Raw genomic sequence first — 12844 nt, forward strand, 5'->3', positions numbered from 1 at the left:
TCGTTAGATCTACTCGCCAACCCATACTGCAAATACTTGGAATGGCTCTGAACAGTTCGGACAATTAACCGGATTTAATTGTTTTGCACGCTCAAAAGCCTTTTCCCTATCTTCAGAACCTGCATATATTTCAAACTGTAATGGGTTACCAATAACCCCTTGCCAGCCACAATTACTGCAAACTTCATTCTGAAGATTTACTCGATGATGGCCTTTCTCTTCAGAGTTAAACAAGACACAAGCCCACCATTTATTCCGAGAAAACAAACCACGATGAAAACCTAGATCAAGATCAGGATATTTTTTAACAATTTCCCAAGCCACACCAGCAAGAGATTCAGAAAAGAGTAAAGCCCCATCAATAGATGCCCCCTCCAATAAAACCCTCTCAACTGCTATGGGATCAAGAATAAAAAAATCCTCACCATCAACTACGAGCCGACGCAAATTAGTTAACTGATAATCAACCATTATTCAATTCTCTCCATTTGAATTTGGGCTCGGATAAAATATTCTTGCTCAGTACTACTTTTCACCGGAGTTTCTATCAATTTGTTTTTGTTAACTCTGGCCGAAAACACCGCTCCTCCACGAGCAAAGTATCGTGCGCGATTGATATCTGTTGTCACGGAGAACATACTCCTTGGTTTGTCAGGAAACCTATCTCCCTGCAACGTTTGCTCTCTCGCCAAATTTTTCTCTCCACCATACTTGACAACCAACTCGGCATGTCTTTTCAATGCATGGACTCCAGCTTGTCCAGCCGCCGAAACATAATCTTGCGAACTAAGAGATCCGTTCTCATACAAGCGCATATTCGTTATCTCCATATACTTGTCTTGCGCCGCACCACTCATTACAACACCAGTTTCTGAATGAATTTGTCACCATGGACATGGACATGGACATGGACACCCACAAAACAAAAAGCTTTCAACGCCAGCCATATTGCAACATTCTCTACCTCATAGAAAATACTGTTTATCCATACATATGAATGGATAGCAAAAATGGGACACCCGCGCAAATCTCTGATCTCTTGAAACTACACCCCATTATCATTGCGTCTCCCGCTGCGTGCGTCGCGCTTTTCTATGTGGCCGGGATGAGCGCACCGGGCGCTGCTTCGAACACCGAAGGCAGTGGATCGAAGATCGGTTGTTGGAATTGGTCGGGGTATCTGCGCTGGATATCTGTGCTTATGCAGTCATGAGCAACCACTACCATGTGGTATTGCATATCAATGCAGCACACGCTAAAGGCTGGACGTTACGGGAGGTGGTGGACCGCTGGCATCAACTCTGTAAAGGCTCTCCCCTATCCCAACGTTTTGCTCGCAACGAAGCCTTGAACGGCGCAGAACTGGCCCGGCTGAGGGAGGTGGCCACAGAATGGCGTGCGCGGCTGATGGATATCAGTTGGTTTATGCGGATGCTCAATGAATCTATTGCCCGACAAGCCAATCGGGAGGATGGCTGCACTGGTCGCTTTTGGGAAGGTAGATTCAAATCCCAAGCACTGCTCGACGAGCGGGCTCTGGCGGCCTATATGGCCTATGTGGATCTGAACCCCATCCGGGCCAAAATAGCTGATACGCCCGAAACCGCAGACCACACTTCCATACAACGGCGCATTTCGGCGGCTCAGGATGGCATACAACCACAGCAGCTCTTCCCCTTCGTTGGTAACCCACGAAAACCTATGCCAATAGGACTGCCTTTTCAGTTACAGGACTATCTGGAGCTGGTGGACTGGAGCGGTCGCTGCCTGCATGAAGACAAGCGAGGCGCTATCAATGAACAACTGCCGCCGATCCTCGAGCGGCTGCAGATCGACCCGCGACACTGGCTCTACCTGAGCCGTAACTTAGAAAGCCGCTTCACTTCCTTGGTTGGCGCCGCACACTCGGTACGCAATGCCTGTCAGCAGCTCGGCAAACGTTGGGCGCAGGGTATTCGTGACTGTGAGCGCTATCTATCTCCGCCGATCACTTCCTAAAGTTTTTACTTTCCTTGAAAAATAACATCGCGGGCTTATGCGAAGGACTGCTGCGCCACAACAAAACGTTTTGCGCAATTCCACACAGGACGTCGGCTCTACTTGTCCGTATAGCAGGCTCTGGCAACAGCAGACTGAATATGCAGCAGACTTCCCAACAATTTTTCCATTGGTGGATATCCAGTTTCCATCCAATTTCCAATTTGGCTTTTGCTATATGACATGCTTAAAACTTCCCTGGTTTTTGCTTTTCCAGAGCCACGGTGTGACGCCAATAACAACCCCCAAAAAAAACGTTTGTGCTTGTAATGGAATACTGGAACTAATTACCTTCAAAGAATATAGAGAAAAAGAGTTAATACCAACATTGCTAACCATAATTATTAACACAAACAACAAACCTAAATTGCGGTACTTTAGAAGCAAAAATACACTAAAAAAATCCAATAAACCTAATAACGACCAATATACATTTATCCATTTTGGGGCGAATTGATAGGGAAATAAGCCAAAATATATATTGTCAAAAATATGAGTTGAACCAGCGCCTGCCAAACAAACGCATAATATCCCTATTGTTATTTTTTCCATATAACCTTGATCTCCCCAGACACAGTAAGCGGTAAATCTACCAACCCATTGCCATTACTCGCCTGATATGCAGGCAAGATTCCATCGAGTCATGGACACCCATAAAACAAAAAGCCTTCAACCCCAGCCATATTGCAACATTCTCTACCTTATAGAAAATACTGTTTATCCATACATATGAATGGATAGCCAAAATGGGACTCCCGCGCAAATCCCCGATCTCTCTTGAAGCCACGCCCTACTATCATTGCGTCTCCCGCTGCGTGCGTCGCGCTTTTCTATGTGGCCGGGATGAGCGCACCGGGCGCTGCTTCGAACACCGAAGGCAGTGGATCGAAGATCGGTTGTTGGAATTGGTCGGGGTATCTGCGCTGGATATCTGTGCTTATGCAGTAATGAGCAACCATTATCATGTGGTACTGCATATCAATATTGGAGAGGCTGAATCCTGGACGCTAAGCGAGGTGGTGGATCGCTGGCATCAACTCTGTAAAGGCTCTCCCCTATCCCAACGTTTTACTCGCAACGAAGCCTTGAACGGCGCAGAACTGGCCCGGCTGAGGGAGGTGGCCACAGAATGGAGAGCAAGGCTGATGGATATCAGCTGGTTTATGCGGATGCTCAATGAATCTATTGCCCAACAAGCCAATCGGGAGGATGGCTGTACCAGTCGCTTTTGGGAAGGTAGATTCAAATCCCAGGCACTGCTCGACGAGCGAGCTCTGGCGGCCTGTATGGCCTATGTAGATCTGAACCCTATCCGGGCCAAAATGGCTGATACGCCCGAAACCTCAGACCACACTTCCATACAGCGGCGTATTGCGGCAGCTCGGGATGGCAAACAGCCTCAGCGGCTCTTTCCCTTCGCTGGTAACTCACGAGAACCGATGCCAATAGGACTGCCGTTTCAGTTACAGGACTATCTGGAGTTGGTGGACTGGAGCGGCCGTTGCCTGCGTGAAGACAAGCGCGGCGCGATCGACGAACAGCTACCACCAATTCTAGAACGGCTGCAGATCAACCCTCGGTACTGGCTCTACCTGAACCGAAACTTTGAAAGCCGCTTCAAGTCTCTGGTTGGTGCCACCCATTCAGTGCGCCCTGCCTGCGAACAGCTCGAAAAACGTTGCGCCCACGGAATCTGCGACTGCGAGCGATATCTCTCCCCCCCCGATCACTTCCTAAAGTTTTGCCTTTGCCTGAAAAGCACCACTGCGGGCTTCTGCGAAGGGCTGCTGCCCCCCAATAAAACTGTTTGGCGCAATTCCACACGGAAAATCAGCTCTACTTACTCGAATAGCAAGCTATAGCAATAGTGGACTGAATATACAGTAGCTTTCCCACCAATTTTTCAATTAATGGGTGTCCAGTTTTTTTGCCAGTCATTTTTTTGTTGGCGTCCAGTTTTGTTTTTTTGCCAGTTTTTCTTTGGGTTTACCCCTCTACTAATCTACGCGCCTTTCTTTATCCATATACCAGCCATCAAAAAGCTCATATTCAACCCACTTTAAAGAAACGCCTGGAGAACCGCAGTCAAGCGAAAACCTTAACATTGTGCCAACAATCGCATTCTCTGCAGGAAGACTAAAGCTTATTGACGTTTCTATAGAATAATTCTTACCCACTTGTACATCATAATATTTCGACAACGAATTCCTAATATACACGCTCTCTTCGGGGTAAAGCAGATAGGAGGACTTTAATCTCTCTTGAGATTTCACTTCAACTGATACCTTTCCCTTGTATCGTAAAGCTTCTGATGCACGCTTACCCTCTTCCACAATCAGAAAGATGTGTGGCATATGGAGCTCTAAGTTTAATTCCGATCTAGAAAAACCAAGATACCCTCTACCTTTATTCTTAAGCTTATAAATAACTTCCAAATTCTGACAGTCAACACCAACCCCAAGCTCTGCATTTTTCTCAAACAAATCTTCAACCGCCATAACATTCTCAGCAATAAATAAAGAAATGACAGAAAAACCCCAAGACCACATACTCATTTAATCAACTCCAGCAGACCTTGATACGCGTACAAGAATAATGGACACCCACAAAATAAAAAGCTTTCAACGCCAACCATATTGCAACATTTTCTACCTTATAGAAAACACTGTTCATCCATACAGCCACACAAATGGACCAAATGGGACGCCCGCGCAAATCTCTGATCTCTCTTTAAACTACACCCTATTATCATTGGACCGCTGGCATCAGCTCTGTAAGGGCTCTCCACTTTCCCAACGTTTTACCCGCAACGAAGCTTTGAACCCTAAGGAACTGGTCCGGCTGGAGGAAGTAGCCACAGAATGGCGGGAACGGCTGATGGATATCAGCTGGTTTATGCGGATGCTCAATGAGTCCATTGCCCGACAAGCTAATCAGGAAGATGGCTGCACCGGTCGCTTTTGGGAAGGTAGATTCAAATCCCAGGCACTGCTCGACGAGCGGGCCCTGGCCGCCTGTATGGCCTATGTGGATTTGAATCCAATCCGGGCCAAGATGGCTGATACACCCGAAACCTCAGATCACACTTCCATACAACGGCGTATTTCGGCAGCTCAGGATGGCAAACAGCCACAGCGGCTCTTTCCCTTCGCTAGCAATCCGCGAGAGTCCATGCCTGTAGGACTGCCGTTTCAGTTACAGGACTATCTGGAGCTGGTGGACTGGAGCGGCCGCTGCCTTCGTGAAAACAAGCGCGGCACCATCGACGAACAACTGCCGCCGATTCTCGAACGGCTGCAGATCGACCCACGACACTGGCTCTACCTGAGCCGTAACTTAGAAAGCCGCTTCACTTCCTTGGTTGGCGCCGCACACTCGGTACGCAATGCCTGTCAGCAGCTCGGCAAACGTTGGGCGCAGGGTATTCACGACTGCGAGCGATATCTATCTCCGCCGATCACTTCCTAAAGTTTTTCCTTTCCTTGAAAAATAACATCGCGGGCTTATGCGAAGATTTGCTGCGCCACAACAAAGCTGTTTGGCGCAATTCCATACAGGACTCCGGGTCTAGTTGTCCGTATAGCAAGCTCTGGCAATAGTGGACTGAATATGCAGCAGATTTCCCACCAATTTTTCAATTAGTGGATGTCCAATTTTTTCTCACAATTAGTGGGTGTCCAGCTTTGTTCTCTTAAGTTGAAAAGACAGTCTGCTTCTCAACTTTTTGTTTGAGAATGAAAGTTATACTTTCAGTGCCACCACCAACATCATAAAAAACAGTTAAAGACAACTCCCCACCTGTACTTACAACCGACTTCAAGTCACCCTCATCCACTTCAAAAAGCTTCAAACCTTTATCAAACCTGAACAATTCATGATCATCGACATAGGCATCTAAAACCAATTCTCGGTTAAAGTTTTGGCTCTTTTCCCAACCATCACCAATAACCATAGCACGCTCAATATTTATAGATTTTCCGGCTTTATCTGAATATAAGCCTAGCCAAACCAAATAGCTAGTGTGGGTTACCTTATTTATATCAACGACAAGTAAAATATCATCAACTTTGAAAGCGTTGAGGGCACTATCTCCAAACTCAAAGTTCTTATAAAACTCTGCTGACTGCTCATGCTCGTACTTAATAATTTTTGCTGTCTTGCAGGATGAAAGGCCACAAAAAACTAGTACCAACAGAATAAATCCAAACTCTACTTTTTCACTGATATACACTAATCCTTTCCTCTTACGTTGCCACCCACAACATATAGAAAAACATCTAAAACAAGGTGCCCCAGACCTTTCGAATCATGGACACCCACAAAACAAAAAGCTTTCAACGCTAGCTATATTGCAACATTCTCTACCTCATAGAAAATACTGTTTATCCATACATATGAATGGATAGCCAAAATGGGACTCCCGCGCAAATCCCCGATCTCTCTTGAAGCCACGCCCCACTATCATTGCGTCTCCCGCTGCGTGCGTCGCGCATTCCTGTGCGGCCGGGATGAGTGCACCGGGCACTGCTTCGAACACCGAAGGCAGTGGATCGAAGATCGGCTGTTGGAGCTGGCTGAGGTATTTGCGCTGAATATCTGTGCCTATGCAGTCATGAGCAACCACTACCACGTGGTATTTCATATCAATGCCGCACAGGCTGAAGCCTGGACGCTCCGTGAGGTGGTGGACCGCTGGCATCAACTCTGTAAAGGCTCTCCGCTCTCCCAACGTTATGCCCATAACGAAACCTTGAACGCTGCGGAACTGGCCCGGCTGGAGGAGGTAGTCAAAGAATGGCGGGCACGGCTGATGGATATCAGCTGGATTATGAGGATGCTCAATGAATCTATTGCCCGACAAGCCAATCAAGAGGATGGTTGCACCGGTCGTTTCTGGGAAGGCCGATTTAAGTCTCAGGCCTTGCTCGACGAGCGAGCTCTGGCGGCCTGTATGGCCTATGTGGATCTGAACCCTATCCGGGCCAAAATGGCTGATACGCCCGAAACCTCAGACCACACTTCCATACAACGGCGTATATCAGAAGCTCAGGATGGCAAACAGCCACAGCGGCTCTTTCCCTTCGCTGGCAATCCGCGAGAGTCCATGCCAGTGGGGTTTCAGTTACAGGACTATCTGGAGCTGGTGGACTGGAGCGGCCGCTGCCTTCGTGAAGACAAGCGAGGCGCGATCGACGAGCAACTGCCGCCGATTCTCGACCGGCTGCAGATCGACCCACGACACTGGCTCTACCTAAACCGAAACTTTGAAAGCCACTTCAAGTGCTTGGTTGGCGCCGCACACTCGGTGCGCAATGCCTGCCAGCAGCTCGGCAAACGCTGGGCGCAGGGTATTCGCGACTGTGAGCGCTATCTATCTCCGCCGATCATCTCCTAAAGTTTTACCTTTCCTTGAAAAATAACATCGCAGGCTTATGCGAAGGAATGCTGCGCCACAACAAAACTGTTTGGCGCAATTCCACACAGGACACTGGATCTATTTACTCATACAGCATGCTTTGGAAACAGCAGACTGAATAGGCAGTAGCCTTCCCATCAAATTTTCAATTGATGGGAATTTTCAATTGATGGGTGTCCATTTTTGTTATCGGGCTCCAGAATTTTGAACACCCTCGCGCTTGAACCACAGTCGCTTGTTATGTTTCGGAAGCCTCTACCTCGGATTGGCTATTTGAAACAAGTTTAAATTGCATGGGTTTTTCGCTGTCAAACCTTTCTATTAGCTCAATTATTTTTGGCCTAGAAACACCAATAATCGAGTTATCTTTTTTGTATTCGATACCTATACCTGCAAACCGAAAGCTGTCATCAAGGCTATCTTTTAATGTACGGTTATTTGAAAAAAAATACATAGCACCACCACTCATTCCTTGAGGATGCGGCCCCATGCTCACATCACCTTGGTATCTCAAATTTACACCCTTTCTATTATAAATCCCAGAAATCTGAATTTTGTTATTTGTTACTATTTTCGAAATTATCGTGAAGTACTTAGCATTTTTAAAGTAACTTCCACCCTCATCAATATATACAAATTTATTTTTCAAAGATTCTTTAGAACTGCTTTTATGTACTTTTTTTAATTTAGACTTACTTGCTGGAAACCCAATCCAAGCAAAGCGTTTTTTATCAAATCCATTCATGCTGTTTATATCAAGATTAAAGTAGTTCTTATTTTCTAATACTTTATTAAAGCAATCAACTATAACTATATCCTCTTCTTCGAATGCTTGATGGCCTATTGCAAAGCTCATAATCTGATGAAAATCTCCATCGCTACCGAAAGTGTAGACATTCTCAAATTCAACCCCACTGTCTAATGCGTGTGCAGCAAAGATTATAAAATGATGGCCTTTATATCTGACAAGTGTCGCTGTGGATGAATATTCGTAATTTTCTAATTCATCCTTGATATACAAAGGGATCACAAATCTTTGCGACTGTCGACCATAATCATCTGATTGATATGTAAATTTACTGCTCATATAGAATCTCTTACCCTTGTCGCTGCTAGCAGAGAAAACATAACGCCGTTATAACCTGCATTTTGGTGGAGTGTAGTGCTGTGCAATAATGAGCGTAACGAATGCACAGAACGAAGCGTAGCCCAAAATGTCAGGTTAATAATTTTGTTATGCCTTGGGATTCATTCTTTGCTTGTTCATAGGCCTCCCTTCTAATATCAGGCACAGGACTCTTAAAAGTATCCAATTTATAGTGCTTTGTAAGCCAAACGATCCAATTATGTCTTAAATTCGCCGAATCATGGACACCCACAAAACAAAAAGCTTTCAACGCCAGCTATATTGCAACATTCTCTACCTCATAGAAAATACTGTTCATCCATACATATGAATGGATAGTCAAAATGGGACTCCCGCGCAAATCCCTGATCTCTCTCGAAGCTACCCCTTACTACCATTGCGTCTCCCGCTGTGTGCGTCGCGCATTCCTGTGCGGCCGGGATGAGCGCACCGGGCGCTGTTTTGAGTACCGGAAGCAATGCATCGAAGATCGGTTATTGGAGCTGGCTGGGGTATTTGCATTGGATATCTTTGCTTATGCAGTCATGAGCAACCACTACCATGTGGTACTGCATATCAATGCCGCACAGGCTGAAGCCTGGACGCTCCGTGAGGTAGTAGACCGCTGGCATCAACTCTGTAAAGGTTCACCTTTTTCCCAACGTTTTGCCCGCAACGAAGCCTTGAACGCTGCGGAACTGGCCCGGCTGGAGGAAGTAGCTGCAGAATGGCGCGAACGGCTGATGGATATCAGTTGGTTTATGCGGATGCTCAATGAATCCATTGCCAAGCAAGCCAATCAGGAAGATGGCTGCACTGGTCGTTTCTGGGTGGGCCGATTCAAGTCTCAGGCTTTGCTCGACGAGCGGGCCCTGGCTGTCTGTATGGCCTATGTAGATCTGAACCCGATCCGGGCCAAAATGGCTGATACGCCCGAAACCTCAGACCACACTTCCATACAACGGCGCATATGGGCAGCTCAGGATGGCAAGCAGCCACAACAGCTCTTTCCCTTGGTTGGTAATCCGCGAGAACCCATGCCTGTAGGACTGCCGTTTCAGTTGCAGGACTATCTGGAGCTGGTGGACTGGAGTGGCCGTTGCCTTCGTGAAGACAAGCGCGGCGCGATCGACAAACAACTGCCGCCGATTCTCGAGCGACTGCAGATCGACCCACGGCACTGAATCTACTTGAACCGAAACTTTGAAAGCCGCTTCAAGTGCTTGTTTGGCGCCGCACACTCGGTGCGCAATGCCTGTCAGCAGCTCGGCAAACGCTGGTCTCACGGTATCCGCGACTGCGAGCGCTACCTATCCCCGCCGATCACTTCCTAAAATTTTTCCTGTCACGGAAAAACGCCATCGCGGGCTTCTGCGAAGGACTGCTACTCCACAACAAAACTGTTTGGCGCAATTCCTCACAGGACGTTGGGTCTACTTGTCCGTATAGCAAGCTCTGGCAATAGTGGGCTGAATATGCAGCAGCTTTCCCACCAATTTTTCAATTAGTGGGTGTCCAATTTTGTTCACCGTTCCCTACTACCTATCCCCACCGATCACTTCCTAAAGTTTTGCCTTTCTTTTGAAAAATTCCATCGCGGGTTTCTGCGAAGGACTGCTTCGCCACAACAAAGCTGTTTGACGCAATTCCATACAGGGCTCCGGGTCTACTTATCCGTATAGCAAGCTCTGGCAATAGTGAACTAAGAATGGAGCAGATTTCCCACCAATTTTTCAATTAGTGGGTGTCCATTTTTTAATGGTGAGACTATTTGGCTGTGAGACTATTTGGCTGACACAAAATTTTGAACACCCTCCAGCAAACTCTGGCGACAGCGGACTGAATATAAAGAAGCCTCCCAGCCATTTTTTTCAATTTATGGGTGTCATATTTTCTCATTCATCCTATTTTTTCGTTGGCCGTCCCTGCATCGTTTGATTATGCGATTACTCACTGTATTTGATCGCAATACCTCTAATTTTAGGAACAGTGCCACCTGCGGTAGTTTGATAGCCGCCAAGCCAAGGGTTGTATATTACACCCTGTTGTTGCTGGTAGCTGGCATCTTGAACAGGCATAACTGCATCAGCGCCTATAGTCATTGCCTTTTGTCTCATGCTTTCAAGTAGCTTTGTCATTGGTGTATTTACGGGTCCTGTTGATTCAAGCATTGCTATTTTCTTGTATGGACGCTTAGGGGGCTCACCGATTATATCTACGCTGCTCGTTGGCGAATAATAAGCAGATGTTTCCAACATTAAGACTGAAGTTTGCGCACACCCTGAAAAGAACAAACAGGCCAAAATCAAATAAATATATTTCATTGGAATTTCCCTTCCATCTTTTGAGCAATCAATAGTAGAAGTCTATTAACGTTTATTTTTTCTACGCCCTCCTGTCTTTGGATCAATTTCAAAAATTTCTCCAGAATTCAACGCTTCATCAAGCCTCTCATTACTTATAATTTGCCCATTGGAGCTATCACAAAGGAGGCAGTTCTCACATTGTTCATCAACTACCGGAATAACACGAGAACAGTCAAAGCACTGATAACTACTCATAGTTTGTACAGCTCGCATAGCGCATTTGTAAAATGCGCGACATCAGGAGCGTCTTTTTGACAAACTTGTTAGTATTTTTTTATATGGTATTAATGTTACAATAACAGTGGACATTATGGCTGCAACAAAAAACACGTATATTAATTCAATGTTAGCGATACTTTCTTGTGTTTCTGCGCCAAAAAAATTAATTATAAATAGCGCTATATCTTCTGGAGGTTTAGGAAATAATTGAGGATTTCTTAACCAGAACACACCTAAAATTATTGTGATTATGAAAATTGCTATTCCCTTAATATATAGTGCTTTCATGATACAACAACCACCCCATACGTTTTAATATTTGTGTTAGGAATTATCGTTTTTTTAGCCTTGAGCAGTTTTTTTCTAAGCTCATCGTACTTCACTTTGCTTGTTAGAGTTATACATCCTTTGCTGATTCCCAATGGCCCCTCAGGATGTAACCGAAAGTTTCCTCTCTTAACTTCCTCGCAAAAAGTGTAATCATCAATTTTTTTGTCATTAGCATAAAGGGCAAACCACTCATCTTTGCCACTTAGATAATCTCGTAGCCATCCAAGCTTTCCACCAGATTCTCGATCAACTATGTAATACTCTCCTTTTGGGATAGGCCCTTTATTTGGCAAGCATACAAATTCTGGTTTGTTTTTGTGTGCGCCTAAACCGGAGTAGGCTAAATACTTAGTCTTACCTGAAACCAAGTAAGTGGTTTCTTTGCCATTCAATTTAAATGTAAAATTTAGCACTTTTATCTCCTAAAATACTAACATTGATATCGTAACTCTGGACCAATTCTCCCACGCCCCATATCCCAAGGCACAATTGGCACCAGAATGCTCTGTCCCCTTATACGCCAAGCCTCAGCCATAATTGGCTCGATGGTGCCAACTATGAAAAACAATCGTTACGACTCAAAACGCAATTGCATAGACACCCATAGTAAAACACAATTTCATAGGAAATTTCATAGGCACACATAAAATATAAAGCTTTCGGCGCCGGGTATATTGCAACACTTCTTAGCTCATAGAAAATACTATTCATCTATACAGCTGGATGAATAGCCAAATGGGAGGCCCGAGCAATTCCCAGCTCTCTCTAAGCGACGCCCTACTATCATTGCGTCTCCCGCTGCGTACGCCGTGCATTCCTATGCGGATGGGATGAGCGCTCCGGGCGCTGCTTCGAACACCGAAGGCAGTGGATCGAAGATCGGCTGTTGGAATTAGCCGAGGTATTTGCGCTGGATATCTGTGCCTATGCAATCATGAGCAACCACTACCACGTGGTATTGCATATCAATGCTGCACAGGCTGAAGCCTGGACGCTGCGCGAGGTGGTGGACCGCTGGCATCAACTCTGTAAAGGCTCTCCTCTATCCCAACGTTTTGCTCGCAGCGAAGCCTTGAACGGCGCAGAACTGGCCCGGCTGAGGGAGGTGGCCGCAGAATGGAGAGCAAGGCTGATGGATATCAGCTGGTTTATGCGGATGCTCAATGAATCTATTGCCCGACAAGCCAATCGGGAGGATGGCTGCACCGGTCGTTTCTGGGAAGGTAGATTCAAGTCTCAGGCATTGCTCGACGAGCGGGCCCTGGCGGCCTGTATGGCCTATGTGGATCTGAACCCGATCCGGGCCAAAATGACTGATAGGCCCGAAACCTCGGACCACACTTCCATACA

Annotated in this window: 16 protein-coding genes; 7 read left to right on the plus strand and 9 right to left on the minus strand. The window is 46.2% G+C overall.

Annotated elements, in window-relative coordinates; all coding sequences use genetic code 11:
- Nucleotides 1-9: 9 nt before the first annotated feature.
- Nucleotides 10-471 carry a hypothetical protein gene (locus tag BM155_RS17120; RefSeq protein ID WP_139223276.1) on the minus strand — a complete coding sequence of 154 codons (462 nt, stop codon included), beginning with the start codon at nt 469-471 and terminating at the stop codon, nt 10-12.
- Entirely contained in the window at nt 471-857 is a 387-nt protein-coding gene (locus tag BM155_RS14060) for a hypothetical protein (RefSeq protein ID WP_074903781.1), read from the minus strand. Before BM155_RS14060 ends, BM155_RS17120 begins: the two co-directional genes overlap by 1 nt.
- Before the next feature lie 220 nt (nt 858-1077).
- On the opposite strand from BM155_RS14060, the gene BM155_RS14065 reads away from it, so the two are divergent.
- Nucleotides 1078-1998 carry a transposase gene (locus BM155_RS14065; RefSeq protein ID WP_254773199.1) on the plus strand — a complete coding sequence of 307 codons (921 nt, stop codon included), beginning with the start codon at nt 1078-1080 and terminating at the stop codon, nt 1996-1998.
- A 213-nt stretch (nt 1999-2211) separates the two neighbouring features.
- Here BM155_RS14065 and BM155_RS14070 read toward each other — a convergent pair whose 3' ends face one another.
- A complete protein-coding gene (locus tag BM155_RS14070; RefSeq protein ID WP_074903783.1) occupies nt 2212-2589 on the minus strand; it encodes a hypothetical protein in 378 nt (125 codons plus the stop codon).
- A gap of 194 nt (nt 2590-2783) precedes the next feature.
- On the opposite strand from BM155_RS14070, the gene BM155_RS14075 reads away from it, so the two are divergent.
- The gene (locus BM155_RS14075) at nt 2784-3899 is read left to right on the plus strand and encodes a transposase (protein WP_217641541.1); all 1116 of its coding nucleotides are present in this window, start codon (nt 2784-2786) and stop codon (nt 3897-3899) included.
- A 135-nt stretch (nt 3900-4034) separates the two neighbouring features.
- Here BM155_RS14075 and BM155_RS14080 read toward each other — a convergent pair whose 3' ends face one another.
- Nucleotides 4035-4592, minus strand: coding sequence for a hypothetical protein (locus BM155_RS14080; protein WP_074903786.1), 558 nt, complete (start codon nt 4590-4592; stop codon nt 4035-4037).
- 262 nt (nt 4593-4854) lie between these two features.
- Between BM155_RS14080 and BM155_RS14085 the strand changes: the two genes are divergently transcribed.
- Nucleotides 4855-5505 (plus strand): transposase, encoded by a 651-nt coding sequence (locus tag BM155_RS14085; protein WP_175487807.1) that lies wholly within the window; start codon nt 4855-4857, stop codon nt 5503-5505.
- 223 nt (nt 5506-5728) lie between these two features.
- Here the strand turns inward: BM155_RS14085 and BM155_RS14090 are convergent, their stop codons facing one another.
- Complete coding sequence (locus BM155_RS14090) at nt 5729-6268, minus strand: hypothetical protein (protein WP_067152778.1); 540 nt, start codon at nt 6266-6268, stop codon at nt 5729-5731.
- 180 nt (nt 6269-6448) lie between these two features.
- Between BM155_RS14090 and BM155_RS14095 the strand changes: the two genes are divergently transcribed.
- The gene (locus BM155_RS14095) at nt 6449-7432 is read left to right on the plus strand and encodes a transposase (RefSeq protein ID WP_074903788.1); all 984 of its coding nucleotides are present in this window, start codon (nt 6449-6451) and stop codon (nt 7430-7432) included.
- Between the two features lie 259 nt (nt 7433-7691).
- On the opposite strand, the gene BM155_RS14100 is transcribed toward BM155_RS14095, so the two are convergent.
- Complete coding sequence (locus BM155_RS14100) at nt 7692-8540, minus strand: hypothetical protein (RefSeq protein ID WP_074903791.1); 849 nt, start codon at nt 8538-8540, stop codon at nt 7692-7694.
- Nucleotides 8541-8923: 383 nt separating this feature from the next.
- On the opposite strand from BM155_RS14100, the gene BM155_RS14105 reads away from it, so the two are divergent.
- Both BM155_RS14105 and BM155_RS17605 read left to right on the plus strand, forming a co-directional pair.
- Complete coding sequence (locus BM155_RS14105) at nt 8924-9763, plus strand: transposase (RefSeq protein WP_254773200.1); 840 nt, start codon at nt 8924-8926, stop codon at nt 9761-9763.
- A gap of 6 nt (nt 9764-9769) precedes the next feature.
- Nucleotides 9770-9913: a hypothetical protein gene (locus tag BM155_RS17605; RefSeq protein WP_254773201.1), complete on the plus strand. Its 144-nt coding sequence runs from the start codon at nt 9770-9772 to the stop codon at nt 9911-9913.
- Nucleotides 9914-10525: 612 nt separating this feature from the next.
- Here the strand turns inward: BM155_RS17605 and BM155_RS17125 are convergent.
- The 3 genes from BM155_RS17125 to BM155_RS14115 all read right to left on the minus strand — a co-directional run bounded on the left by BM155_RS17125 (nt 10526) and on the right by BM155_RS14115 (nt 11907).
- Nucleotides 10526-10903 carry a hypothetical protein gene (locus BM155_RS17125; protein WP_139223277.1) on the minus strand — a complete coding sequence of 126 codons (378 nt, stop codon included), beginning with the start codon at nt 10901-10903 and terminating at the stop codon, nt 10526-10528.
- A gap of 279 nt (nt 10904-11182) precedes the next feature.
- A complete protein-coding gene (locus BM155_RS17130; protein WP_139223278.1) occupies nt 11183-11452 on the minus strand; it encodes a hypothetical protein in 270 nt (89 codons plus the stop codon).
- Nucleotides 11449-11907, minus strand: a complete 459-nt coding sequence (locus BM155_RS14115; protein WP_074903795.1) for a DUF2778 domain-containing protein — start codon at nt 11905-11907, stop codon at nt 11449-11451. Before BM155_RS14115 ends, BM155_RS17130 begins: the two co-directional genes overlap by 4 nt.
- Nucleotides 11908-12380: 473 nt before the next feature.
- Between BM155_RS14115 and BM155_RS17610 the strand changes: the two genes are divergently transcribed.
- The coding region (locus tag BM155_RS17610) for a transposase (RefSeq protein WP_437438173.1) at nt 12381-12844 on the plus strand (464 nt) is incomplete at its 3' end.

The organism is Microbulbifer thermotolerans, from assembly GCF_900112305.1.
In the GTDB taxonomy this organism is placed as follows: domain Bacteria; phylum Pseudomonadota; class Gammaproteobacteria; order Pseudomonadales; family Cellvibrionaceae; genus Microbulbifer; species Microbulbifer thermotolerans.